This is a genomic window from Sphingopyxis sp. (genome assembly GCF_050916055.1).
Classification (GTDB): domain Bacteria; phylum Pseudomonadota; class Alphaproteobacteria; order Sphingomonadales; family Sphingomonadaceae; genus Sphingopyxis.
This window is the reverse complement of sequence record NZ_CP051527.1, coordinates 3,372,607-3,397,198: the sequence shown is the minus strand read 5'-3', so window position 1 is coordinate 3,397,198 and position 24,592 is coordinate 3,372,607. Positions and strand designations below refer to the sequence as shown.

The window sequence follows — 24,592 nt, the reverse complement described above, 5'->3', positions numbered from 1 at the left end:
GTTTCCCATGGTGCAAAACATTGTCCCAAGAGGGCTGCGACATGACGGCCCGTGGAACGGAGATTGAGTGATGCTTGAAGCCGTTTGGGGGCAGGTCGCCCGACATGATGATTACGTGGTTGCTGGCCAATGAGTTCGGCGCCCGACATGGTCCGGCCCGAAATCGGCAAGACATTCGTCGCTGACGGGATCAAAACCAACTATCATGACACCGGCGAGGGCAGGCCGGTCCTCCTCGTCCACGGTTCGGGCCCCGGGGTCACGGCATGGGCGAACTGGCGGCTTAATATGCCCGAGATTGCTAAGGAATTCCGGGTCATTGCTCCCGACATGATTGGGTTCGGCTACAGCGACTCGGTGGGTCGGATCACCGATAAGGCCATCTGGACCGATCAATTGGTCCGACTTCTCGACGAACTGGGAATCGACCAGGTCTCGATGGTCGGAAATTCCTTCGGCGGCGGCGTGACGCTCGCGTTCATGATCGCTCATCCCGACAGGGTCGATCGTGCCGTTTTGATGGGAGCGGCGGGACTCGAATTCCCGCTCACGCCGGCGCTCGATTTCGTCTGGGGTTATGAGCCGTCCCGCGAAATGATGCATGAGTCGCTGAAGATGCTCGCATGGGACCAGAGCCGGCTGACCGACGATCTGATCGACTCCCGTTATCAGGCGAGCATCCGCCCAGGAGCGCATGAGCCCTATCATGCGACGTTCGGCGGTTCCGACCGGCAGGCCAATATTGCTATGCTGTCGAGCCGCGAGGAAGATATCGCCGCGCTTCCCCATGAAGTGCTCGTCCTGCACGGGAAGGCCGACCAGGTCATTCCGCAAGAGGTGTCGCTGCGCCTCGGAAACCTGATCACGCACTCAGACGTCCGCTTCTTTGGAGAGTGTGGTCACTGGGTGCAGATCGAGCGGATGGCCAGTTTCAATCGCGCCGTGATCGAATTTTTCAGTCACGGCCTGAAATTTTGAATTTCCCGGGAGAGCGGTGATGGCAATTACAGGCGTGATGCGACCAGGCTTTGTCCAGATGCGCGTCCTCGATCTCGAGGAGGCCATCCCCCATTATCGCGACCGGATCGGGCTGGAACTCGTCGGTCGTTCGGGTAACCGGGCATTTTTCCGCGGGTTCGACGAATTCGATCGACACAGCGTCATCCTGCGTGAGGCGGATATGCCCGGTCTTGATCGGATCGGCTTCAAGGTTTGCCGCGACAGCGACCTCGAAATATTCGCAGACCGTTTGCAAGCCACCGGCGTCGACGTCGAATGGATCGCCGCGGGCGAGGAAGAGGGCGTCGGACGCAAGCTGCGCTTCGCGGTTCCGACCGGGCATATCTTCGACCTTTACGCCGACATGGAATTATCGGCAGACGGTCCTCCCACAAAGAACCCGGACGTCTGGCACAGTGAGCCGCGCGGCATGCGCGCTATGCGATATGATCACTCGGCGCTCAACGGCATCGATGTCGCGGGATCGGCGCGAATCTTTGTCGAAGCGCTCGATTTTTCCGTTACCGAGGAACTCGTCGACGAAGCGAGCGGCACTCGGCTCGGCATCTTCCTGAGCTGTAGCAATAAGGCGCACGATATCGCGTTCCTTGCAGGCCCCGAGGATGCGAAAATCCACCATACATCGTTCCGCCTGGAATCCTGGAACGACGTCGGAAATGCTGCCGATATCATCAGTCGCTATGATATCTCACTCGATATCGGCCCGACGCGCCACGGTATCACGCGTGGTCAGACCATATATTTCTTCGACCCTTCGGGAAATCGGAACGAGACCTTTGCCGGCGGTTATGATTATTACCCCGATAATCCTCGCCGGTCGTGGGGCGTCGAACAGGCGGGCAAGGCGATTTTCTATTATGAAAAGGCGCTCAACGACCGCTTCATGACCGTCAATACCTGACTTTCTGCGATGGTCGAAAACTACCACACGATTGCACACGGGTCCGCCTTGGAGGCGGTCGCCGCTGCCGTAGGGCATGGCACCGCCGGCGGAACGCCCGTGGTCGCTGCGGTCGTGGGCGCGTCGGGGGAACTGGTCGCGTTCCTGAAAGGCGGCGCGGCTCCCTTTCACTCCGAAAAGATCGCTCAGGACAAAGCTTTCACTGCCGCAAGTTTCAAAGTGCCGACGGCAGCGGTCTACAAACTGGTCTCGGGCTCCGAGGCCTTGTGCAACGGCATCGCGCATCAGCCGCGGGTCGTGATGTTCGGCGGCGGTGTCCCGATCATAGTCGATGGGGATTGCATCGGCGGAATTGGAGTCTCGGGCGGCTCCGAGGAATTCGACATCGCCTGCGCCCGGGCAGCGGCCGCCTCGATCGGCGCGAAGGAGTTCTGAATGGTACAGGTTCAACAGGTTGCGGTCGAAATGGAAGAGAGAAACCGACCTGTCGCTGCGGATATCTTGAACTTTATCGACGGAAAGTTCGTAAAGGGCGGCTCGGGGACGACGTTCCCCAATATCGACCCCGCCACCGGTCGGGAGACGGGGCGCGTTCATGAGGCGACCCGTGAGGATGTGGATCGCGCTGTAGCGGCGGCCAAGCGTGCGCTCACAGGACCTTGGGGCAAAATGACGACAGCCGAGCGCATTCGGCTCATCGCCGCTGTTGCGGATGAGATCGAACGGCGCTCGGAAGACTTTCTCGATGCAGAAGTGGCCGATACGGGCAAGCCGAGAGCGGTCGCGGCACACATCGATGTTCCGCGCGGCGCGTCGAACTTCCGTATGTTCGCCGACATCGTGACAACCCTCCCGACAGAATCGTTCGGTACCCCGACGCCTGACGGAAGCGGTGCGATCAACTACGCTGTACGCAAACCGAAGGGTGTCATCGCGGTCGTCTGCCCGTGGAATTTCCCGCTCTTGCTGATGACCTGGAAAGTCGGCCCGGCGCTGGCCTGCGGGAACACCGTGATCGTCAAGCCGTCCGAAGAGACGCCGCGGACGGCAGCCCTTCTCGGCGAAGTGATGGACGCGGTCGGAATGCCCGCGGGGGTCTACAATGTCGTCCACGGCTTCGGCCCCGGCGCAGCAGGCGAGTTCCTCACCGCCCATCCGGACGTCGATGCCATCACCTTCACAGGCGAAACCGGCACCGGGCAGGCCATAATGAAGCAGGCTGCCGTCGGCGTTCGCGACATCAGCTTCGAACTCGGCGGCAAAAATCCAGCGATCGTCTTCGCCGATGCCGATCTTGAGAAAGCAGCCGAAGGCATTTCGCGCGCCGCCTTTCTGAATAGCGGGCAAGTGTGCCTGGGGACCGAGCGTGTCTATGTCGAGCAATCCGTCTTCGAACCTTTCGTAGCCAAGCTTGCCGCTGCCGCTCGCGCGTTGAAACCCGGGAACAAGGGTGATCCGCATTACCTCGGGCCGATGATCAGCGAAGACCATCGGCAGAAAGTACTCGGATATTATGAGCGGGCGATCGCCGAAGGGGCAATCGCCGTTACGGGCGGCGGGGTACCCGACGTCGATGCCGCGGCGGCGGGCGGGTTCTGGGTCGAACCCACAATCTGGACCGGCCTCGCTCATGATTCGACCGTCATGCGGGAGGAGATTTTCGGTCCTTGCTGCGGGATCATTCCCTTCGACACCGAAGACGACGCGATAAGCTGGGCGAACGACACGGATTATGGCCTGTCCGCTACCGTCTGGACAGAAAATCTCTCTCGAGCTCATCGCGTCGCGGCGGCAATGTCCGTCGGCGTGTGCTGGGTGAACTGCTGGTTCCTGCGCGACCTGCGCACGGCATTCGGCGGTTCGGGGCAATCGGGAATAGGCCGCGAGGGTGGAGCGCACAGCCTCGAATTCTACACCGAGCTTGAAAACATCTGCGTGAAGTTATGACCATGTCCGAACAAAATACCCTTGACCCTGGCATCATCGAACAAGCGGCGATCGCCCTGCGAACGGCGGCCGAAACGCGCGCGCCGATCCCCCCGCTTCGCGATAGCCTCAGCGGCGGCGGTGTCGCAGGGGCCTATGCGGTGCAGGAACTGAACACCCGCCACGCACTCGCCTCGGGGCGCCGTCTCGTCGGACGCAAGATCGGGCTCACCTCGCGGGCGGTCCAGAAACAGCTCGGCGTGGACCAGCCCGACTATGGCATGCTCTTCGCTGATATGGATGTGCCCGAGGGCGAACCGATCGGGCTCGGGCGGGTCATACAGCCAAAGGTCGAAGCGGAAATCGCAATCGTGGTCGGGCGCGACCTGCTTCAGCCCGACCTCACGATCGCCGAACTGATCCGGGCGGTCGAATATGTCGTCCCCGCGATCGAGGTCGTGGACAGCCGCATCGCCAATTGGGACATCCGAATATTGGACACCATCGCCGATAATGCTTCAAGCGGTCTGTTCGTGCTTGGCGCCGTTCCGCGCAAGCTGGACGGGCTCGACCTGCGCGCGTGCGGGATGGTGATGGAATGCCGCGGCGAGCCTGTATCTGTCGGCGCGGGCGTTGCCTGTCTCGGCAGCCCGATCAGTGCCTCCTTGTGGCTGGCGCGCGTCATGGCGCGCGAAGGCCGTCCGCTTCTTGCCGGAGATGTTCTTTTGTCGGGCGCGCTCGGACCCATGGCAACCGTCGCGGCCGGCGACGTCGTCGAGGCCAGAATCAATGGAGTCGGGACCGTCAAAGCGGCGTTTGCAAGCTGAGGCGGTCAACCGGAAAGGTATAAAGCGATGGCAAAGACGAAATGCGCGATCATCGGATCGGGCAACATCGGCACCGATCTCATGATCAAGATACTGCAGGGCTCGAGCGAACTCGAGCTTGCCGCTGTGGTAGGGATTGATCCCGCCTCGGAAGGGCTTGCGATGGCGCGCGCGCGCGGTGTAACCACGACCCACGAAGGTATCGACGGACTGCGCGCGCTTGCGGATTACCCTGACATCGAGCTCGTTTTCGACGCGACCTCCGCCTATGCGCATGTCGAACATGCCAAGGCCCTTGCAGCAGATGGAAAGCTTGTCGTCGATCTGACGCCCGCCGCGCTCGGCCCTTTCGTGGTACCGCCGGTCAACGCAGCGGTCTCCTCGGGCGCGCGCAATATCAATATGGTCACGTGCGGCGGACAGGCTACGATCCCGATCGTCGCTGCGGTGTCGAGCGTCACGCCGGTCCATTATGCGGAAATCGTCGCGTCGGTTTCGTCCCGGTCGGCCGGACCCGGTACAAGGGCCAATATCGACGAGTTCACGCGCACCACGGCCAAGGGCATCGAGGTTGTCGGGGGAGCGGCCAAAGGCCGCGCGATCATCATTCTCAATCCGGCCGACCCGCCGATGATCATGCGCGACACCATCTTCACCCTGACCGACTTGGTTGACGAGAGCTTGGTCTGCGATGCCGTCAAGGCGATGGTCGCCGAGGTCCAGCGTTATGTGCCAGGGTATCGATTGAAGCAGGCCATTCAGTTCGAACGGTTCGGATCGAACCGGCCGCTAAAGATCCCGGGCTATGGCGAATTCGAAGGAATGAAGACCAGCGTCTTCCTCGAGGTCGAAGGCGCCGGCGACTATTTGCCAAAATATGCCGGCAACCTCGATATCATGACCGCTGCGGCAAAGGCTGCTGCCGAAGTCCTCGTGCGTCAGACGGGGAGGATCGCAGCATGACCTTCGATCCATCCAGCCAGTCGCTATACATCCAGGATGTAACGCTCCGCGACGGGATGCATGCCATCCTTCACATGTATGGCACCGACAGCGTACGAGCCATTGCCAAGGCGCTCGACGCAGCCGGGGTCGATGCCATCGAAGTCTCGCATGGCGACGGCCTCAACGGGACATCCTTTAATTACGGGTTTGGGGCCCACACCGATTGGGAGTGGATCGAGGCAGCGGCTGATGTCATCGAACATGCGGTGCTGACGACGCTTCTGGTTCCGGGAATCGGAACGGTCGAGGAACTGAGGCGCGCGCACAGTCTCGGCGTCCGCTCGGTGCGCGTCGCTACCCATTGCACCGAAGCCGACGTCGCAAAGCAGCATATCGGGATTGCGCGGGACCTCGGCATGGACGTCTCTGGCTTCCTAATGATGAGCCATATGATCGATCCCGAAGCGCTCGCGCAGCAAGCCTTGCTCATGGAGGGATATGGCGCCCATTGCGTCTATGTCACCGACAGCGGCGGAGCCCTCGACATGGACGGCGTCCGGACCCGCTTCGAAGCTTACGACCGGGTCCTCAAGCCCGAAACGCAGCGCGGGATGCATGCGCATCACAATCTCTCGCTCGGCGTCGCAAACTCGATCGTCGCGGCGCAGGCCGGCGCGGTGCGCATCGACGCCAGTCTCGCCGGCATGGGTGCCGGGGCGGGCAATGCCCCGCTTGAGGTTTTCATCGCCGCCGCCGATCGCAAGGGCTGGAAGCACGGGTGCGACGTGATGGGCTTGATGGACGCCGCGGAAGATATTGTGCGGCCACTGCAGGACCGCCCGGTGCGCGTCGATCGCGAGACTCTCAGCCTGGGCTATGCAGGCGTTTATTCCAGTTTCCTGCGCCATGCCGAAAAGGCGGCCGAACAATATGGTCTCGATACCCGCCAGATCCTGGTCGAGCTCGGCAGGCGCCGCATGGTCGGTGGCCAAGAAGATATGATTGTCGATGTCGCCCTCGATCTCGTTCGGGACCAGGAACAGGCGGTGTCGCAATGAGCGATTTGGCAAGTCTGGCCGAAATCCTTGACCGGGCCGCGCGTGAACGCGTGGCGACGCCGCAATTGACGCATGCCCGGCCCGAGCTGACCGTAGAGGACGCTTATGAAATCCAGCGACTGTCCATCGATCGTCGCCTCCAGCGCGGCGAACGGCGCGTCGGCATCAAAATGGGTCTCACGAGCCGCGCCAAGATGCAGCAAGTGGGCGTCGACCAGATGGCTTGGGGCCGACTCACCGACAAGATGCTGATCGAGGAAGGGGGCTGCCTTGCGCTCGCCAACTTCGTCCACCCACGCATCGAGCCGGAAATCGCCTTCCTGATGTCGGCGCCCCTCGCCGGTCGGGTTACAATGGCCCAGGCGCTCGCCGCGGTCGCCGCGGTGGCGCCTGCGATGGAGGTGATCGACAGCCGATACGAGAATTTCAAGTTCGCGCTTGCCGATGTCATCGCTGACAACAGTTCTTCCTCGGGCTTTGTCGTCGGAAGCTGGAACGACCCGCACCAGGATATCTCGAATCTCGGGGTCATTCTCGAAATCGACGGCGAAGTCGTCGAAGTGGGTTCCAGCGCCGCCATATTGGGGCATCCGCTACGATCGCTCGTTGCGGCCGCGCGCATGGTGTCGGAGGGCGGCGAGCGCATCGAGGCCGGGGATATCGTCCTGGCGGGCGGGATCACAGCTGCTCCGACCCTTGCCAAGGGTCAGTCGATCCGCACGACTGTCCAGAATCTCGGATCAGTTTCGATCGGGGTCGACGCCTGATGCCGATTATCGAGGTCACCTTGCTCGAGGGACGAACGCCCGAGGCGAAGGAAGCTCTCGTCGCGGCGCTGACCGACGCCGCCGTATCCGCCGTCGGGGCGCCGATCGAGTCGGTTCGCGTCATCCTGCGTGAGGTTCCCGCAGCACATTTCGCAGTGGGCGGCCAGTCGTTCGCCGCCCGGCGCGCGCGCGAATCCGGGGGATAGTCGCTATGCGCCCGCATCTCGTGGAAATCGTGGGAGGCAGCGCCTTTCCATGCCCGGACGGGGAGCGCGTGCTCGTTGCCATGGAGCGCAGCGGAGCGAGCGACATCGGCGTCGGATGCCGGGGCGGCGGCTGCGGAATCTGCCGGGTACGGGTTATCGAAGGCGCGCATCGGCTCGGCAAGATGAGCAAGGCGCATGTATCGGACGCGGAGCTCCAGGCGGGATATGCCCTTGCTTGCCGGCTCTATCCTCTCGGTCGTCTGACGATCGAAGTTGTGGAATAAGGTGGAGAAGCGACATGTCGACAAATCTGAGGGCGATTGAAAGTAACTATGGCATTCGCGACGAATATGGCCATCTGATTGGCGGAGAATGGGTCGGGGGCGCCAGCGGCAAGACAATCGCGCTGCTCAACCCTGCTACGGGTGAGACGCTCGCCCGAATTCAAGCTGGGAACGCCGCCGATGTCGGTCGGGCCGTGGCGGCGGCAAAAGCGGCCTTTCCCGCATGGTCCCAGAGCAGCGCGGCGGAGCGGCAGGACCTTCTTTACGAAATTGCGCGCCGCCTCAAGGCACGCCTTGAAGAATATGCCGTCCTCGAAACGCTGAACAACGGTAAGCCCATCCGCGAGTCGCTGTATTTCGACCTGCCCAACGCGATCGGCCAGTTCGAGCTCTTCGCGGGTGCCGCCTATGGCCTGCATGGCCAGACGCTGGACTTTCCCGATGCGATCGGCATCGTGCACCGCGAGCCGCTGGGCGTCTGCGCCCAGATCATACCGTGGAATGTTCCCCTGCTCATGATGGCGTGCAAAATCGCGCCGGCTCTGGCGGCGGGTAATACGGTGGTATTGAAGCCGGCCGAAACGGTATGCCTCTCGGTGCTCGAATTCTTCGTGGAGATGTCCGATATTCTGCCGCCGGGGGTGGTGAATGTCGTCACTGGTTATGGGGCCGACGTCGGCGAGGCGCTCGTAACCCATCCCGACGTGCGCAAAGTCGCTTTCACGGGATCTGTCGCGACCGCGCGCCGCGTGATCCAATATGCCTCGGCGAATATCGTTCCGCAGACGCTCGAACTCGGCGGAAAATCGGCGCACATCATTTGTGCCGATGCCGATATCGACGCGGCTGTCGAGAGCGCAACGATGTCGACCGTCCTTAACAAGGGCGAGGTGTGCCTCGCCGGGTCGCGCCTCTTCCTTCACGAGGCAATCGAGGAAGAGTTTCTCGAGAAATTCCGTGATGCGCTCGGCAACATCAGGCAGGGCGATCCGCTGGACCCTGCCACGCAGCTCGGAGCGCAGGCTTCGACCATGCAAATGGAGAAGATCGAATCCTATCTCGCGCTCGCAATCGAGGAAGGGGCGACGGTCTTTGCCGGCGGCGCGCGTTCCGCGGATGCCGGGCTCGCGAAAGGGCATTTCGTCCAGCCGACAATCTTCACCAAGGTCGCAAACGACATGCGAATTGCGCAAGAAGAGATCTTCGGTCCCGTTACGACAGTGCAAAGCTGGCGCGACGAGGACGAAATGATGGCGCGTGCCAATGACACGAGCTTCGGCCTCGCCGGCGGCGTGTGGACCCGCGACCTCGCGCGCGCGCATCGCATTGCAAGGAAGCTCGAAACGGGGACGGTATGGATCAACCGATATTATAACCTCAAACCGAACATGCCGCTCGGCGGATACAAACAGAGCGGGTTTGGCCGGGAGTTCAGTCACGAAGTGCTCAACCACTATACCCAGACGAAGTCGGTGATCGTGAACCTCGACGAGGGCAAGCTTGGAATGTTCGATCAATAGGGTGACCAATAGTGATCAATAGCATTGCGGTCGTCGGCGCAAACATGGCCGGCGCAAGGGCGGCGGAATCACTGCGCAGCGCAGGTTATGACGGCCATATTCATCTCATCGGCGAGGAGCCGTGGCGCCCTTACGAACGGCCGCCGCTTTCGAAGGAGTTTCTGTGGGAAGGCGGAACGCCTTCTGGAAGCTTCTATCTTCATGACGAGCATTGGTACGCCGCGAACAAGGTCGAGCTCCGCCTGGGCGTGCGAGCAACGGCGATCGACCTGCGCGCCGGCGCGCTGAGGCTCGCGTCCGGCGAAGCGGTTCAGGCGGACCGCATTCTCCTGGCAACGGGCGGCGCCGCTCGCCGCCTGCCTTTGCCAGGGGCCGAGGCTGCCAATGTGCACCATCTTCGCACCCTCGGCGACGCCGCCGGCCTTGCCGCCGATCTGCGGCCCGGCGCGCAGATCGTGATCATCGGAATGGGCGTCATCGGCGCCGAGGTTGCTGCCAGTGCGCGGCGCATGGGCTGCGATGTTACCGCTGTTGAGCCGTTCGCTTCGCCGATGATTCGGGCACTCGGGGACCATTTTGGAGCTTGGCTCGGCGAGCATCACCGGATGCAGGGCGTTCGTGCGCTCTACGGCCGATCGGTCAAAGGTCTTCGCCTGAGCGGCGCAAAAGTCTGCGCGGTCGAGCTCGATGATGGCGAAGAACTTGCCTGCGACGCAGTTGTCGTGGGCATCGGGATCGTCCCGGCCGTCGAACTGGCGGCGGATGCCGGCCTGATCGTCGGCAATGGGATCGTTGTCGACGCGCAATGCCGTACCAGCAATCCCGTCATCTTCGCCGCGGGCGACGTCGCCGAGCAACCCGACTTCTTCGGCGGCCGCGTGCGAATGGAGACCTATCAGAATGCAGCCGAGCAGGGCGCAGCTGCAGCGGCCGCCATGCTCGGTCAACCCGTCGAATATTGCCGCCCGTGCTGGTTCTGGAGCGACCAATATGATCTGAACATACAAGTGACCGGGCGCATCGACGCGCAGCAGCAGCTCATCATGCGCGGGAGGGTGGAGGATGATGCCTTTTGCGCATTCTTCCTCGCAGGAGATCTCATCATGGGCGCGCTGACTGCGAACCGGTCGGCGGATATGGGGGTCGCCAAGCGCCTTGTCGAACGCCGCGCGCGCGTCGGACCGGCGGAGTTGGCCGATGTCGATGTCCCGCTGCGCGAGATATTGAAGAAGTCTGCTTCCTAGGTCCCCGAACTTCAGCCGATCCCGCCTCCGGCAACATAGAGCGTCTGTCCGGTAATGTAGGAGGCCTCGGAGGCGCCGAGAAAACAGATGGCGGCAGCTATCTCGTCGACCTCGCCAAAGCGCGCCATCGGGGTGTCGCGCAGCGTCTGCCTTACGACAGCCTCGAACCCCGCCTTGTCCGCCTCCGTGGGGTCGGCCGGATTTCTGGGTGTGACTCTCGTGACGTTCACGCCGCCTGGCGCCACGCAATTGACCCGAATGGGCCTGTCTTCGAGATCCTGGGCAAGCGCCACGGTCAGCGCAGCAACGCCGCCCTTCGCTGCGGCATAGGGCAAGCGGTTGATCCCACGCGTCGCGACCGAGCCGACGTTGACGATCGCACCCTGGCCCGCCGCCAAAAGATACGGGAGCACGGCATGACAGCACCAGATCGTAGGCCAGAGCGAACGGTTGATCTCAGCCTCTATCTCCTCCGCGCAATAGTCCCAGAAGGGCTTGGCCCAGATCGTGCCGCCGACATTATGGACCGCGACATCGACGCGTCCATGCCGCTCGATCACATTCCCGTAAAGCGAACAGGCGCCGTCTCTTTTCTCAAGGTCGTGAATTTCACCATAAGCGTCGAGCCCGTCGGAACGAAGGCCCGCAACGGCCGCCATCGTGGCGTCCTCGGCGCGGTCAGCGATGGTCACTGTCGCGCCTTCCCGGGCCATTCGGGTCGCAACCGCCAATCCGATGCCTTGGGCTCCGCCCGTAACCACGGCAATTTTATCGGCATATCGCCCGGAGGAAATCATCGTGAGCTCTCCACTATTGCGCAACTAAAATTGATAAATATCAACTAGATAGATTTATTACCCAATGGTTGATTCAGGAATTACATGTCGCAGCTTGCAAACACAAGGAGTAATGCATTACACTATGAACAACGAAAGGGCCGTGATTCTGCGGGTCCAAAAAGGAGAGGGATGATGCGCAGCCGGCTGCTCCGACCCGATGATATCAAAGGCGCCTGGGCCATCGTGCCGACGCCCGCTACCGAAAACGCCTCGGACTGGCGCTCAGAGAACACGGTCGACCTGGATGAAGCCGCGCGGGTGGTGAACGGGCTGATCGACGCTGGAATTGACGGCATTCTCAGCATGGGAACTTTGGGAGAGGCGGCAACGCTCACCCACGGCGAAAAGCTCGATTATATGCGAGCGATTGTCGATGCGGCCGGCGGCCGCGTTCCCGTGTTCGTGGGCACGACCTGCCTTAACACGCGCGATACGATCGCCCTGACCCGGGAAGCGCTTGCGCTTGGCGCCGACGGGACCATGCTTGGCATTCCGATGTGGTGCGCGCCCGCGCTCGACGTTTCCGTGCAATTCTATCGCGACGTCGCCGAGGCCGTCCCCGAAATGAATATTGCCGTTTACGCCAACCCCGAAGCGTTCAAGTTCGATTTTCCGCGGGCATTCTGGGCGCAGGTCGCGGAAATTCCCCAGGTCGTGACCGCGAAATATATCGGGGTCGGTACGCTGCTGGCCGATCTCGCGGCCGTGAAGGGCAATATCAAGCTACTCCCCATCGATTTCGATTATTATGCGGCGGCGCGGATGGTCGACGAAATCGATGCCTTCTGGTCCAGTGGCGCCGTTTGCCATCCGCTCGTGACGACGAGTTTGCGCGATATTGTCGCGAAGGCGAGGGCAAGCGGCGACTGGGCGGCCGCGCGGGCGCTGCAGGCGCGTCTGGGCCCCACCGCCGCGCCCCTGTTCCCGAATGGGAGCTTCAAGGAATTTTCAACGTATAACATCGGCCTCGAGAAGGCCCGAATGGACGCTGCAGGGTGGATGAAAGCGGGACCAGTTCGGCCGCCCTATCATCTCGTACCCGAGCCGTTTCTGGCCGGGGCGCGCAAATCCGGCACGATGTGGGCCGACCTGGGACGCGAGCTGGAACGCGAGCAATCCACGCCATTATCATTGGAGGCAATCCCATGACGAAGCTAGATTTGGACTGGCCTCACAATTTCAATGAGATTCCGAAGGAAGTTTTTGTACGCAAGGACGTTTACGACACCGAACTGCAGCGCATTTTTCATGGCGAGGAGTGGCATCCGGTTTGCCATGAGAGCGAGATCCCGGAACGAGGGGATTTCAAGACATTTCGTCTCGCCGGTATTCCCCTGCTGATCGCGCGCGGCGATGATGGTGTCGTTCGCGCCTTCTTCAACGCCTGCTCGCACCGCGGGAACCAGCTCGAAACCGCTCCGATGGGGAACAAGCAGGAATTCGAATGCCCATATCATCGCTGGCTGTTTAGCACGCGGGGGGACCTGGTCGGGTGTCCGAACCAGCGCGAGTTCGTGCCTGGCTTCAACCGCTCCGACTATCCCTTGGCCCAACCCCGGATGGAGAGCGTCTACGGCGTCGTGTTCGTCACCATGTCCGCTCGAACCGAACCCCTTCTCGAATGCCTCGGATCGATCGTGGAAACGCTCCGCGAGCTCGTGGGGGGGGACGGCCGCCTCAAGCTGCTCGGCTACCAGAAGGTCCGGTACAACACGAACTGGAAGTCCTATACCGACAATGACGGCTATCATGCACCGCTCCTGCACCAGGCCTTCAATCTCCTAAACTGGCAGGGCGGTAAGGGGCGCCAGTTCACCAGCACGAAACGGGGCCATATAGGCTTTGAATCCGAGCTGTCGGTTGCCCGCGGCGATACGATGCTCGAAGATCCGTCGATCATCGAGTTCAAGGGGCAGGACCCCTCCGTCGGATCCCGGATCGTCAGCCTCTTTCCGACCTTCGTTGCAACGAAGCATTTGGACGTTATCAACCTGCGGTTCGCGACGCCCATCGATCATGAGCGGGTCGAAGTGCATTACGCTTATTTCGCGCATGCCGATGACGATGAGGAGATGGTGCGGCACCGCTTGCGCCAAAGTTCGAACCTCTTGGGTCCGAGCGGCCTGATCAGCATGGAAGACGCGTCGATTTTTCACCGGATTCATATCGGGAACCACACGCCCGGCGCGGCCATCTTTCAAAAAGGTGTCCGTGACAAAGAGAAGATCGAGGACGAGTTCCTTCAGAACGACGAGAGCGGAAATCTTCCGAGATGGGAATATTATCGGGAAATAATGGGTTTCGAAAGGCGCGCAGCATGACCTTGGCGCCCGAAAACTTTAATCGCGCGCTCGACGACTTGCTCGTCGCGGACGCAGACGCTCTCGACAGCAAAGATATGCAGCGCTGGCTATCCAACTATGTGGAAGAGGACGACGCATCCTATATCTGTCTGTCGCGTGAAAATGAGGAACAGGGGCTCGCGCTGGGCTTCATGTACGACGACTGCCACGCGCGCCTGCTCGACCGGGTGACCTATATCACGAAGATATGGGCCGGGACATTCCAAGACTATCGCACCCGGCATTTCGTCCAGCGCGTTGCTGCGGACCGTATCGACGATCACACCTGGAAGGCGCGATCCAACTTCAGCGTTTTCATGACGCCCGAAGACAGCGGCGTGTCCGAAGTCCTCGCGACGGGGCAATATGAGGATCTCGTTCGAGAAGGCGCGGATGGAGATCTTAAGCTTCTTTCCCGTCGTACCCTCCTCGATACGACGGTACTACCCCGCTATCTGGTCTATCCGATCTAGTCACACCTGGGAGCGATGGTCAGAGCCAGCGCCCTTGGATATGTACGTCATCGGGGTGACGACGGCCCTCAGGCCGTCGTCCAGTCGCGTGCGCCAAAATGGCGTTCGAGCATCGGGCGCATGATGTCCCATCGCTCAAGCTGGCTCCAGTGTCCCGACCTGTCGAGAACATAGAGTTCGGCATGCTGGAGATGCTCAAGCAGATAGAGGCTCGTATCGAGAGGGACGATCCGGTCCTGCCTGCCGTGAAAAATCAGCACGTCGTGCGGAAGCTTGCCCAAGATCGACGGCGGCATTGCAAGCGTTTCGATCCCGACCTTCATCGAATCGATCATCTTCGACGCGATGGACATGACAGCGGGATCGGTCGCAATTTGATAGCGCGACGATACGATCTCTTCCATTCCTTCGAACTTGTCCGCGTCATAGGCGAAGCTGTGCATCAGCTGGCGATATCGCGCTGGGCGCGGATCGGAATAAAAGGAGAGCAGCCGAACCAACTCCGGCGTCCGCGGCGCCGGGGCACCGATCGACCCCATGAGAATGACCTTATCGAATCGTTCGGGCGTTTCGCTCAGAAGCTGCAGTGTCAGCGCGCCGCCCATCGAATTTCCGACGATATGAGCGCTGTCGATCTCAAGCGCGTCCATCAGTCCGAGGCATTGTTCGACGCGAACACCGATCCACGCCATGACATTGTCCGGGAACGGATCCGGTATGGTGGACTGGCCAAATCCGATCAGATCGGGTGCGATCACGAAGAAATTTTCGGCGAGATCGGGCATTAGATGGCGCCAGTTTGATGCGGCGTGCGCACCCGGCCCGGCGCCATGCAGAAGCAATACTGCCGGCTTCTCGGGATCGCCGGCGATCATCGTGTGCGATGTAAGCCCGCGTCCTTCGATTTTCTCTTCCCGGATGACATCCGAACCCATGAAACCTCTCCCTTCCGTCTTATCGATGGCATTCCATCCGTCCTAGACATTGCACAATGGCTATCGTGTTGTCCATTGTAATCTCTAGCGACCTGCCGACTGGACTCTCATATCTCATTGTGCAATGCATTTGCCAGATAAGCAATTGTGGGACGGGAGTAGCCGAGATGGACGACGAGACTGTTGCATCGCTCGCGCGTGAACTGGATGCCGCCGAGGCGAGCCAAACACCCGTCCGGCAGCTGTCGCTTCGCTTCCCTCAGATGACGATAGAAGATGGATATCGCATCGCTCGCACCTGGGTTGAGCTCAAGAAGGCGGCGGGACGTCGGTCCATTGGCCGCAAGATTGGTCTGACATCGCGTGCGATGCAGGCGTCTGCTGGTATCACCGAGCCCGACTATGGCACGTTGCTCGATGACATGGCGTTCGAGGAGGGGAGCGAAATTCCCATCGATCGCTTCATCAATCCGAAGGTCGAAGTCGAATTGGCCTTCATTCTCTCCCGGCCGCTGGGGGGTCCCGATGTGACGACACGAGCTGTTCTCGCTGCCACTGAATATGTAGTGCCCGCCGTGGAGATCATCGACAGCCGCGTTCAGCCGATCGACGCGGAGACCGGCAGCGCTCGGAAAATCCAGGATACGATTGCCGACAACGCGGCGAATGCCGGGATCGTCCTCGGCGGCCGGCCCATCCGGCCGGACGCCATCGACCTGCGATGGGCCGGCGCCATATTATCTCGCAATGCCGTCATCGAGGAAACAGGAATTGCGGCTGGCGTGCTAAACCATCCAGCGCGAGGGGTCGCGTGGTTGGCAAATCGCTTGTCGCAGTGGGGAGAAGAGTTGCAGGCGGGCGAAATCCTGCTGGGCGGTTCTTTTACCCGCCCGGTCCCTGTGTCGCGCGGCGACGTGATATCTGCGGATTATGGCAGGCTCGGCTCGATCGCGATGCGGTTTGTCTGACATGTCGTCAGCAAATCCTCCCAACCATTTCAAAGTCGCGCTCGCCGAAGGGCGGACGCAGATGGGATTCTGGCTGGCGCTAGCGAACGCCGACATCGCCGAAATCTGCGCCGGACTGGGGTTCGACTGGCTCCTTGTCGATGCCGAGCATGGACCGCAAACGCTGCCCGGGATAATCGAGCAATTGCGGGCAATAGCGTCCTGCCCGCCCTGCGCCGCCGTCGTGCGCGTGCCTTCATCAGACCCCGTCGCGATCCGTCAGATCCTCGACTTGGGAGCGACGACCCTCATGGTTCCGATGGTCGAAACGGCTGAGCAGGCCGTCCGGTTGGTCGAAGCATGCCGCTACCCCCCATCGGGCAGCCGAGGCATCGGCGGTGCAAGGGCATCGCGCTGGGGCGGCATTTCGACCCATGTTGCCGATGCCAACGAGCGGCTTTGTCTGATTGCGCAAATCGAGACGATTCAGGGTGTCGAGAATATCGAAGCAATCGCCGGCGTCGACGGGATCGACGCGCTGTTCATCGGTCCAGCCGATCTGGCAGCGTCGGCCGGGCTCTTGGGAAGCGCCAACCGGGAGCGGGTGCGCGAGCTCACGCTGGGCGCGTTGTCCCGCATCCTTGCCGCGGGAAAGCCAGCGGGAATTCTGTCGCGCGATCTCGCGCTTCTCGATGCCCATCTCGCTGGCGGCGCAAGCTTCGTTGCTGTCGGAATAGATGCGTTCGCCCTCGCCGATGGGGCACGAGGCCTGCTCGATAGATTCCGCCAGTGACCGCGATCCGCGCGCCGGATTTGCCCTTGCACAATAAGCAATGGATTGTATGCTGTGTCCAAATAGAAATTGGGAGCGGGCTATGCTAGTGCCGAGTCGACCGGATACAGGCGGCCTCCGCCGGCTGGGGCGATGACGTTGCAAAAGATCGTGATCGCGATCACCGGCGCGACAGGAGCAATCTACGGTCTGCGTCTGCTGGAAATGCTGCGTGAAGATCCGAGCTGCGAAACGCACCTCGTGGTCTCCCAGGCAGCCGTGCTCAACATCCGCGAGGAACTGCCGCTAACGCTGAAAAAATTTGAAGCGTCGGCTGACGTGGTTCATAACATACGGAATGTCGGCGCCAGTATCGCGAGCGGATCGTTTCTCTGTGACGGCATGATTGTCGCGCCCTGCTCCATGCGCACCCTTGCGGCGATCGCCAATGGGCTCTCCGACAATCTGATCACCCGAGCTGCCGACGTCATGCTCAAGGAGCGTCGTCCATTAACGCTCATGGTGCGAGAGACGCCCCTGAACCTCGCCCATCTTCGGAACATGGCAGCCTGTACCGAAATGGGGGCGATAATTTTCCCACCCGTTCCGGCGTTCTACGCTCGGCCATCGTCGATCGACGATATTGTCGACCATAGCTGCATCCGTGTCCTCGACCAGTTCGGCATCCATCGGGCCGCCGATCGCCGATGGACCGGACTGAAGGGCGCAGAAGTGATGCCTCTGGCGAAGGCGGATAAATCGGAAAGGGCAGTTTAATGACGGCAGTGCTGATGCGCCGGGAGCTATTGGGCGCCGGGGTTTTTTGCGCGGGTCTGGTTGGAGCCTCCCGCTTCCGGTCAGGAAGTGCGGCGGACGAAGAGGCCGTTCTCGTCGTCAGCCAGCCAAGGGTTGAGGAAAGCGAGCGTTTTGCCGCGTCCCTCATATCGTCTTCGCAAAAGTCTCTCGCGCTGGATGTCGGAAGCGGGCTGGATGAGTTGCTTGGCGACTGGCCCCGCGGCGCGCGGGTGATTGCAGGCCTGACCTCCGACCCCGCTGCAATGATTGCGGCCCAGTTGCTCATCGAGAGTGGGGCGGAGCCTTTGCTTCGCTGGGAACATTCCTATGAGGCGGGCCGCTGGACACACCGCATCGGCGCCGCCCCCGGCTTGGGCGCGCTCCCGCAATATACTTGGCCCGCCGTCGTTGCGCAAAAAGTTCGCGATGAGCTGGACGGCCACAAATCATCACCGCGCCGGGCCGCGTGCATTTCGGGGGAATGTGCACTCGCCTCGAATAGCCCCGGCCTACTTGTGACCTGGGCCTTTCGGCTTGCCGGAGAAACGCGGTGAGGCCGCCGCTGCCCGAGGGAATTGCGGCGGCCGACTTTTCACGGGCCCTCGATGAACTCGCAGGCGTCGTTGGCAAAACCTGGGTTTTCGTCGACGAGCTTCCGCTGTCGACTTACCGCGACGCGTATTCGCCGCTTGCCGATGGCACTCTTCTTCCTTCTGCCGCCGTTGCACCGGAAAGCGTCGAACAGGTGCAGCGGATCCTTGCCATCGCCAACAGCTTCCGATTGCCGATCTGGACCATCGGGACTGGACGGAACTTCGCATATGGCGGGCCGGCACCCCGCAAATCCGGATATCTTGTCCTCGATCTGAAACGGATGAACCGGATCATCGAAGTCAACGAAAAATATGGATATGCGCTGGTCGAGCCTGGCGTTTCCTACATGCAGCTTTATCGCCACCTGCAGCGGATCGGCAGCAAATTGTGGATCGATCCGGCAGCGCCCGCCTGGGGCGGCGTCATGGGGAACGCGCTCGAGCATGGCGCCGGCTACACGCCCTATGGCGATCACTTCATTATGCAATGCGGGATGGAAGTTGTGCTTGCCGATGGCCAGGTCGTTCGCACGGGCCAGGGAGGCATCTCTAACAGCAAGCATTGGCAGATCAGCAAACATGGGCTCGGACCGCAGTTCGATGGCATGTTCACCCAGTCGAATTTCGGCGTCGTCACCAAACTCGGCATCTGGCTGATGCCAGAGCCGCCCGGTTACAAGCCGTTCATGATCACCTTTCCACGCGAAGAGGATCTCGAGCAGATTTTCGAGATCACGCGCCCGCTCAAGGTGAATCAGGTGATCCCTAACGCAGCGGTCGCGGTCGACCTATTGTGGGAGGCCTCGGCGAAGACCACGCGGCGACATTATTATGACGGCAAGGGGCCGCTCCCGCCGTCGATCCGGGCGAAGATCGCCGCGGACCTCAATCTCGGGATGTGGAATTATTACGGCGCCCTCTACGGACCACCGCCCATGATTGAGAATAATTGGAAATTGATCGAGGAGGCATTCAGCAACATTCCGGGCGCCAAGTTCCACTTCGCGCGCGAGAATGATCCTGCGTGGGATTATCGCGTTAAGCTCATGCGCGGCGAACCCAATATGACCGAGTTCAGCATCATGAACTGGGTCGGCGGAGGGGGACACGTCAACTTTTCCCCGATTTCCGCGCCCGACGGGGCGGAAGCCTTGGCCCAATATAATCTGATCAAGAAACGCTGCCACGAATTCGGCTTCGACTACATCGGGGAGTTTCTGGTCGGCTGGCGGGACATGCATCACATTTTGATGATCATGTACAATCGGGCCGATGAAACGATGCGCAAGAGCGCCCACGATCTCTTCAGTCTCCTGGTGGATGAGGCCGCGGCGGCGGGGTTCGGCGAATATCGTACTCATCTCGCCTTCATGGACCAGATTGCTGGAACCTATCGTCACAACGACGGGGCGCTTTGGGATCTCCATCACCGCCTGAAGGACGCTCTCGATCCCAACGGCATTCTTTCGCCCGGAAAGCAGGGCATATGGCCGAAGTCGGCGCGTCCCTGATGCCACGCGACCCACGCTCCCAGGAGATTCATGATGCGTAAGGACGAAGTGAGGGGGCTTGACCACTGGATCGGCGGGTCACCGGTTGCCCCTGGCGACGGCGCTTATTTCGAAAGCCTGAACCCGATTGACGACAGTCTCTATTCCCGGGCGGCTGCCGGGACTCCGGCCGACGTCGATCGAGCAGTTGAAGCGGCCGACACGGCCTATCGCCGGAACCGCGACCTTTCCGCAGCCGCGCGCGAGGGATGGATGATAAAGGCTTCGGCTCTCATGGAGCGTGACGCATCGCAATTTGCCGACACGCTCGTTGATGAAATCGGCTCGCCGATCGCAAAGGCCGGTTTCGAGACCCGGTTCGCCACGAGCTTCTTGCGCGCGGCCGCAGGCGTTCCCCGGCGCATTCGCGGCGAGACTATTCCATCCGATGCGCCCGGCCGCGTCAGCATGAGTTTTCGCGAACCGGTCGGAGTCGTTGCCGGCATTACGCCGTTCAACGTCCCGCTGATCAAGGGGATCAAGCAGTCAGCCATGGCGCTCGCGACGGGCAATGCCTTCGTCCTGCTTCCGTCGGAAGCGGCGCCGCGCGTGGCGGATCAACTCGCGCGCCTCTGGGAGGAAGCAGGCGTGCCCGAAGGCCTCTTCAACATTGTATATGGGGACGGCGCCAAAATCGGCGATGCGCTTACTGGCCATCCCAAGGTTCGCGCGATCACCTTCACGGGCTCGTCCCGGGTCGGGCGGCATATCGCGCGCATCGCAGCTGAAGGCTTCAAGAAATATACCCTCGAACTCGGCGGGAAGAGTCCTCTCGTCGTCTGCGCCGACGCCGACATCGAAAAGGCCGTGGCGGCCGCGATCTTCAGCATCTTCATGTATCAGGGCCAGGTGTGCATGGGGGCGTCGCGTATCTATGTCGAACGTCCGATCTTCGACCGGTTCTCCAAGGCTTTCGCTGCTGCAGCTGCGAAACTCTCATCCGGAGATCTGCGCGATCCCGCAACGATGCTGGGTCCTATCATTTCCGAGCGTCAGCGCGCGCGCGTGCGGCAGCATATCGATGACGCCCGCAGCAAGGGAGCCGAAATACTCGCCGGGGGCGAATGGACGGGCCATGTGTGCCATGCGACCATCCTCTCCGGTGTCCAGCCCGGGATGGAGGTAGCGGCCCAGGAAACCTTCGGGCCGGTCACGTCGCTCTATCCGTTCGATGACCTCGATGAAGCCCTCCGGCTTGCCAACGACACCGAATATGGCCTGAGCGCCGCGATCTTCACGCGCGACATCGACAAGGCGCTTCGGTTCGCTCGCGAAATCGAGTCCGGGATGGTCCATGTCAACGCGCCCACGTTGCACGACGAGCCTCACGTGCCGTTCGGCGGTTCCAAGGCTTCCGGATTTGGCCGCGAGGGCACCGAGGCCGATCTTGAAATCATGACCGAGTGGAAATGGGTGAGCATCCAGACCGACGCGGCCGTTGGGGGAGCACACTGATGTCTCAAGGAAAGTCAGCCATTCGCGCCAACCTCGCCGATCGCGCAAGAGGCGTCGGATCGCTGCGCGATTTTCTGGAGCTCCTCGAAGAATATGGGCAGGCCATTACCTGGACGGACCGGATCATGCCCGAGCCCGACCTGCGCAACATTGCCGTGGCCGCCTCGCGCGATGTCAACCATGCTCCTGCGATCCTGTTCGACAATATCGCCGGCTACCCCGGCAAGCGCACGGTTGTCGGGGTGCACGGCTCTTGGGATAATATCGCGCTGCTCCTGGGTCAGCCAAAAGGCACCACAATCCGGGATATGTTCTTCGACATAGCCGGGCGCTGGGGCGATGCCTCTGCCCAGATCAGCCGCGTTTCCGAGGGGCAGGCGCCTGTGCATGAGTGCCGGCACGAGGAGAATATCAATCTCTACGACCTGCTGCCCGTGTATCGCATCAACGAGTTTGACGGTGGCTTCTATCTGGCCAAGGCGTCGGTGGCTTCGCGCGATCCGTTGGATCCCGACAATTTCGGCAAGCAGAATGTCGGTATCTACAGGCTTCAGATTCAGGGTCCCGATCGCTTCAGCCTGATGACCATCCCATCGCATGACATGGGACGCCAGATTCTAGCGGCGGAACGCGAAGGGTTGCCGCTCAAGATTGCCGTCATGCTTGGCAATCATCCCGGCGTCGCATTGTTCGCAGCAACACCAATCGGCTACGACGAGTCCGAATATGCTTATGCCTCGGCGATGATGGGAGCGCCGATCCGGCTGACGAATTCCGGCAACGGTATCGACATCCTCGCGGATAGCGAGATCGTCATCGAAGCCGAGCTCCAGCTCGGCGAGCGAGTCTTCGAGGGGCCGTTCGGTGAATTCCCAGGATCCTACAGCGGCGTGCGACGCGCCCCTGTCTTCAAGGTGACCGCCGTCTCGCACCGAAAGAACCCTATATTCGAGAATATCTACATCGGTCGTGGCTGGACGGAGCACGACACGCTGATCGGTCTTCATACGTCGGCGCCGATCTATGCACAGTTGCGCCAGACCTTCCCCGAAGTCACCGCGGTGAATGCGCTGTACCAGCACGGACTGACAGCGATCATCGCGGTCAAGAACCGGATGGCGGGTTTCGCAAAATCCGTGGCGCTCCGCGCGCTTGGTACGCCCCATGGCCTCATGTATCTGAAAAATCTGATCATGGTCGATGGCGATATCGATCCCTTCGATCTCAACCAGGTCATGTGGGCCCTGTCGACGCGGACGCGCGCGGAGGACATCATCGTTCTGCCGAACATGGCGATGGTCCCGATCGACCCCGCGGCCGTGACACCGGGGAAGGGACACCATCTGATAATCGACGCAACAAGCTATCTCCCGCCCGATCCGGTTGGCGAGGCACATCTGGTCACCCCGCCCACCGGCCAGACTATCGATGACCTCGGCAAACGGATCCAGGCGATGCAACGAGGCGAGACGCTATGACTGCACCCCATTGCCCGCGATGTGGCTCCGACGCTTCGATCCCTGATTTCCGCGGCGTCGATGGCGAGAAAACGATTTGGACAATCCATCGCTGCACGGCCTGCTGTTTCTCTTGGCGCGACAGCGAGCCGGCGAGTGCGATCGACCCGCGCGTGCGCGCCGAGGAGTTCGCGATCGATGTTTCGGAGCCGGATCTTTTTCCGATCGTCCTGCAACCTTCGACCATGCGGAAATAGGGGGTGATCAAGATGGACGCAAATCGCCAAGCCGCCGCGCTCGACGCGCTAGAGGCACTGGTCGGTGCCGATGGGGTAACGCGCGATCCGGCGGCGCTCGCACCCTTCCATTCCGGGGTCGCCTTGCCCCTGGGTATCATCGCGCCGCGCGACACCGAGCAACTTGCCAAGGTCCTCGCGGTGGCGAGCGAGGCCGGAGCGGCGCTTCAACCTGTGTGCCGCGCGGTCGCAGGTCAGGAGGTTGCGGCACGCGACAAGATCATATTACTCGATCTTGGCCGCATGAATGAGATTCTCGAGATCAATGAGGACTTGGCTTACTGCCTCGTCGAGCCAGGCGTCACCTTTCGGCAACTCTCCGAACAGATAGGCGAGCGGGGGCTCAAGCTCTGGGTCGATTGCCCGGGTGAGCCCGACGAATCGGTGGCGAGCGCCTTTCTGAAGCGGCGCGTGGGCTATACCCCATATGCCGATCATTATCTTATGCAATGCGGGCTGGAGTTGATGTTGGCCGACGGCCGCATTGTCCGGACTGGGATGGGTGCTATGCCCAAGAGTACCTGCTGGCAGCTCTTCAAATTTGGTTACGGGCCCTGGATCGACGGGCTCTTCACGCAATCCGATCTTGGCGTCGTGACCAAGGTCGGCCTCTGGCTCATGCCCCAGCCCCCGGCAGCGCAATCCTTTGCTGTCACGGTGCAGGGCGAAGACGATCTTGGCAAACTTCTCGATGTTTTGGGCCCGCTCAAGACCAATATGGTCGTCCCCAATGGCGTGGCGGTGGCAAATGCGCTGCACGAAGCAGCACGTTCGGGCAAGGTACGCCGCGACTTCGGCGGCACCGGCCCGATGGCCGCTGGCGAGGTTCGAAAAGCCGGAGAGTCGATCGGGCTTGGCTATTGGACTCTTTACGGCTCGCTTTACGGGCTCCCCGACAATGTTCCTATCGCCTGGTCGATGGTTCAGGACGCGTTCGCATCGATCAAGGGGGCGCGCGTGCTGACCGCTGCAGCAGCCGGGACGGAGGGACTCTGGGCGTGGCGAAAAGGCATGATGCTTGGCTCGGTCGGCAATGCACTTGGCCGCCCATCGGCGTGGGCCGGAGGATCCTCTCTCGACATCGGCCCGATCAGCCCGGTGGATGGCGAAGAAGGACTTCGCCTTTATGACTTGTCGCGCGATATTTCCGGCCGGCACGGTTTCGATTTTGTCGGAGAAACGAATGCCGTCTGGCGCTCTGCCCAGCATCGGCAGTATTTGTGCTTCGATGGCAGTCCCGCGGGCAGTAAACGGGCGAGAGACTGCGCTATCGAGCTGATCGATGCGCAGGCAGGTGCCGGATTTGGACAGACGCACGTCGAGCCGGCGCTCGCCGCCTCTGCTAGGGCGACCTATGAAAGCGGCGCGATAACTCAACTGCACGCGCGCGTGAAACGCGCGCTCGATCCCGCGAACCTCTTTCTGTCGGCCTGACCTCAA

The 24,592-nt window shown here is 61.3% G+C and carries 26 protein-coding genes; 24 read left to right on the top strand and 2 right to left on the bottom strand.

What is annotated here, in order from left to right:
* Nucleotides 1–129: 129 nt before the first annotated feature.
* The 12 genes from HEQ22_RS16685 to HEQ22_RS16630 are packed head-to-tail and all read left to right on the top strand — an operon-like array spanning nucleotide 130 to nucleotide 10,698.
* Complete coding sequence (locus HEQ22_RS16685) at nucleotides 130–978, top strand: alpha/beta fold hydrolase (RefSeq protein WP_432768953.1); 849 nt, start codon at nucleotides 130–132, stop codon at nucleotides 976–978.
* Between the two features lie 19 nt (nucleotides 979–997).
* Entirely contained in the window at nucleotides 998–1,921 is a 924-nt protein-coding gene (locus tag HEQ22_RS16680; RefSeq protein ID WP_432768952.1) for a catechol 2,3-dioxygenase, read from the top strand.
* 9 nt (nucleotides 1,922–1,930) lie between these two features.
* Nucleotides 1,931–2,356 carry a GlcG/HbpS family heme-binding protein gene (locus tag HEQ22_RS16675; protein WP_432768951.1) on the top strand — a complete coding sequence of 142 codons (426 nt, stop codon included), beginning with the start codon at nucleotides 1,931–1,933 and terminating at the stop codon, nucleotides 2,354–2,356.
* Nucleotides 2,357–3,868, top strand: a complete 1,512-nt coding sequence (locus HEQ22_RS16670; RefSeq protein ID WP_432768950.1) for a 2-hydroxymuconic semialdehyde dehydrogenase — start codon at nucleotides 2,357–2,359, stop codon at nucleotides 3,866–3,868.
* Nucleotides 3,865–4,674 carry a 2-keto-4-pentenoate hydratase gene (locus tag HEQ22_RS16665; protein ID WP_432768949.1) on the top strand — a complete coding sequence of 270 codons (810 nt, stop codon included), beginning with the start codon at nucleotides 3,865–3,867 and terminating at the stop codon, nucleotides 4,672–4,674. The genes HEQ22_RS16670 and HEQ22_RS16665 overlap by 4 nt, the downstream gene beginning before the upstream one ends.
* 27 nt (nucleotides 4,675–4,701) lie before the next feature.
* The gene (locus HEQ22_RS16660; RefSeq protein WP_432768948.1) at nucleotides 4,702–5,637 is read left to right on the top strand and encodes an acetaldehyde dehydrogenase (acetylating); all 936 of its coding nucleotides are present in this window, start codon (nucleotides 4,702–4,704) and stop codon (nucleotides 5,635–5,637) included.
* Nucleotides 5,634–6,677, top strand: a complete 1,044-nt coding sequence (dmpG, locus tag HEQ22_RS16655; RefSeq protein ID WP_432768947.1) for a 4-hydroxy-2-oxovalerate aldolase — start codon at nucleotides 5,634–5,636, stop codon at nucleotides 6,675–6,677. Before HEQ22_RS16660 ends, dmpG begins: the two co-directional genes overlap by 4 nt.
* A complete protein-coding gene (locus tag HEQ22_RS16650) occupies nucleotides 6,674–7,444 on the top strand; it encodes a 2-keto-4-pentenoate hydratase (RefSeq protein ID WP_432768946.1) in 771 nt (256 codons plus the stop codon). The genes dmpG and HEQ22_RS16650 overlap by 4 nt, the downstream gene beginning before the upstream one ends.
* Nucleotides 7,444–7,650, top strand: coding sequence for a 2-hydroxymuconate tautomerase (locus HEQ22_RS16645; protein ID WP_037557646.1), 207 nt, complete (start codon nucleotides 7,444–7,446; stop codon nucleotides 7,648–7,650). Before HEQ22_RS16650 ends, HEQ22_RS16645 begins: the two co-directional genes overlap by 1 nt.
* A gap of 5 nt (nucleotides 7,651–7,655) precedes the next feature.
* Nucleotides 7,656–7,934: a 2Fe-2S iron-sulfur cluster binding domain-containing protein gene (locus HEQ22_RS16640; protein WP_037557647.1), complete on the top strand. Its 279-nt coding sequence runs from the start codon at nucleotides 7,656–7,658 to the stop codon at nucleotides 7,932–7,934.
* Nucleotides 7,935–7,948: 14 nt separating this feature from the next.
* A complete protein-coding gene (locus HEQ22_RS16635; RefSeq protein ID WP_432768945.1) occupies nucleotides 7,949–9,454 on the top strand; it encodes an aldehyde dehydrogenase family protein in 1,506 nt (501 codons plus the stop codon).
* Between the two features lie 11 nt (nucleotides 9,455–9,465).
* On the top strand, nucleotides 9,466–10,698 hold the full coding sequence (locus tag HEQ22_RS16630; RefSeq protein WP_432768944.1) for an NAD(P)/FAD-dependent oxidoreductase: 1,233 nt from the start codon (nucleotides 9,466–9,468) through the stop codon (nucleotides 10,696–10,698).
* An 11-nt stretch (nucleotides 10,699–10,709) separates the two neighbouring features.
* Here HEQ22_RS16630 and HEQ22_RS16625 read toward each other — a convergent pair whose 3' ends face one another.
* The gene (locus HEQ22_RS16625) at nucleotides 10,710–11,495 is read right to left on the bottom strand and encodes a 1,6-dihydroxycyclohexa-2,4-diene-1-carboxylate dehydrogenase (protein WP_432768943.1); all 786 of its coding nucleotides are present in this window, start codon (nucleotides 11,493–11,495) and stop codon (nucleotides 10,710–10,712) included.
* A 174-nt stretch (nucleotides 11,496–11,669) separates the two neighbouring features.
* Here HEQ22_RS16625 and HEQ22_RS16620 point away from each other — a divergent pair, with 174 nt between their 5' ends.
* The 3 genes from HEQ22_RS16620 to HEQ22_RS16610 are packed head-to-tail and all read left to right on the top strand — an operon-like array spanning nucleotide 11,670 to nucleotide 14,352.
* The gene (locus tag HEQ22_RS16620; protein ID WP_432770900.1) at nucleotides 11,670–12,686 is read left to right on the top strand and encodes a dihydrodipicolinate synthase family protein; all 1,017 of its coding nucleotides are present in this window, start codon (nucleotides 11,670–11,672) and stop codon (nucleotides 12,684–12,686) included.
* Nucleotides 12,683–13,858: an aromatic ring-hydroxylating oxygenase subunit alpha gene (locus HEQ22_RS16615; protein WP_105998629.1), complete on the top strand. Its 1,176-nt coding sequence runs from the start codon at nucleotides 12,683–12,685 to the stop codon at nucleotides 13,856–13,858. The genes HEQ22_RS16620 and HEQ22_RS16615 overlap by 4 nt, the downstream gene beginning before the upstream one ends.
* The gene (locus tag HEQ22_RS16610; protein WP_432768942.1) at nucleotides 13,855–14,352 is read left to right on the top strand and encodes an aromatic-ring-hydroxylating dioxygenase subunit beta; all 498 of its coding nucleotides are present in this window, start codon (nucleotides 13,855–13,857) and stop codon (nucleotides 14,350–14,352) included. The genes HEQ22_RS16615 and HEQ22_RS16610 overlap by 4 nt, the downstream gene beginning before the upstream one ends.
* A gap of 68 nt (nucleotides 14,353–14,420) precedes the next feature.
* Here the strand turns inward: HEQ22_RS16610 and HEQ22_RS16605 are convergent, their stop codons facing one another.
* A complete protein-coding gene (locus HEQ22_RS16605; protein ID WP_432768941.1) occupies nucleotides 14,421–15,287 on the bottom strand; it encodes an alpha/beta fold hydrolase in 867 nt (288 codons plus the stop codon).
* A gap of 167 nt (nucleotides 15,288–15,454) precedes the next feature.
* On the opposite strand from HEQ22_RS16605, the gene hpaH reads away from it, so the two are divergent.
* From hpaH to HEQ22_RS16560, 9 genes are all read left to right on the top strand, one after another.
* On the top strand, nucleotides 15,455–16,255 hold the full coding sequence (gene hpaH, locus HEQ22_RS16600) for a 2-oxo-hept-4-ene-1,7-dioate hydratase (RefSeq protein WP_432768940.1): 801 nt from the start codon (nucleotides 15,455–15,457) through the stop codon (nucleotides 16,253–16,255).
* A 61-nt stretch (nucleotides 16,256–16,316) separates the two neighbouring features.
* Nucleotides 16,317–17,027 (top strand): HpcH/HpaI aldolase family protein, encoded by a 711-nt coding sequence (locus HEQ22_RS16595; RefSeq protein ID WP_432768939.1) that lies wholly within the window; start codon nucleotides 16,317–16,319, stop codon nucleotides 17,025–17,027.
* Between the two features lie 132 nt (nucleotides 17,028–17,159).
* Nucleotides 17,160–17,783 carry a UbiX family flavin prenyltransferase gene (locus HEQ22_RS16590; RefSeq protein WP_432768938.1) on the top strand — a complete coding sequence of 208 codons (624 nt, stop codon included), beginning with the start codon at nucleotides 17,160–17,162 and terminating at the stop codon, nucleotides 17,781–17,783.
* Nucleotides 17,783–18,355, top strand: a complete 573-nt coding sequence (locus HEQ22_RS16585; RefSeq protein WP_432768937.1) for a hypothetical protein — start codon at nucleotides 17,783–17,785, stop codon at nucleotides 18,353–18,355. Before HEQ22_RS16590 ends, HEQ22_RS16585 begins: the two co-directional genes overlap by 1 nt.
* Complete coding sequence (locus HEQ22_RS16580) at nucleotides 18,352–19,905, top strand: FAD-binding protein (RefSeq protein ID WP_432768936.1); 1,554 nt, start codon at nucleotides 18,352–18,354, stop codon at nucleotides 19,903–19,905. The genes HEQ22_RS16585 and HEQ22_RS16580 overlap by 4 nt, the downstream gene beginning before the upstream one ends.
* A gap of 30 nt (nucleotides 19,906–19,935) precedes the next feature.
* Nucleotides 19,936–21,399, top strand: a complete 1,464-nt coding sequence (locus HEQ22_RS16575; RefSeq protein ID WP_432768935.1) for an aldehyde dehydrogenase family protein — start codon at nucleotides 19,936–19,938, stop codon at nucleotides 21,397–21,399.
* A complete protein-coding gene (locus tag HEQ22_RS16570) occupies nucleotides 21,399–22,877 on the top strand; it encodes a non-oxidative hydroxyarylic acid decarboxylases subunit C (protein ID WP_167919376.1) in 1,479 nt (492 codons plus the stop codon). Before HEQ22_RS16575 ends, HEQ22_RS16570 begins: the two co-directional genes overlap by 1 nt.
* A complete protein-coding gene (locus tag HEQ22_RS16565; RefSeq protein ID WP_037557656.1) occupies nucleotides 22,874–23,113 on the top strand; it encodes a non-oxidative hydroxyarylic acid decarboxylases subunit D in 240 nt (79 codons plus the stop codon). The genes HEQ22_RS16570 and HEQ22_RS16565 overlap by 4 nt, the downstream gene beginning before the upstream one ends.
* 12 nt (nucleotides 23,114–23,125) lie before the next feature.
* The gene (locus tag HEQ22_RS16560; RefSeq protein WP_432770899.1) at nucleotides 23,126–24,586 is read left to right on the top strand and encodes an FAD-binding oxidoreductase; all 1,461 of its coding nucleotides are present in this window, start codon (nucleotides 23,126–23,128) and stop codon (nucleotides 24,584–24,586) included.
* Nucleotides 24,587–24,592: the final 6 nt, after the last annotated feature.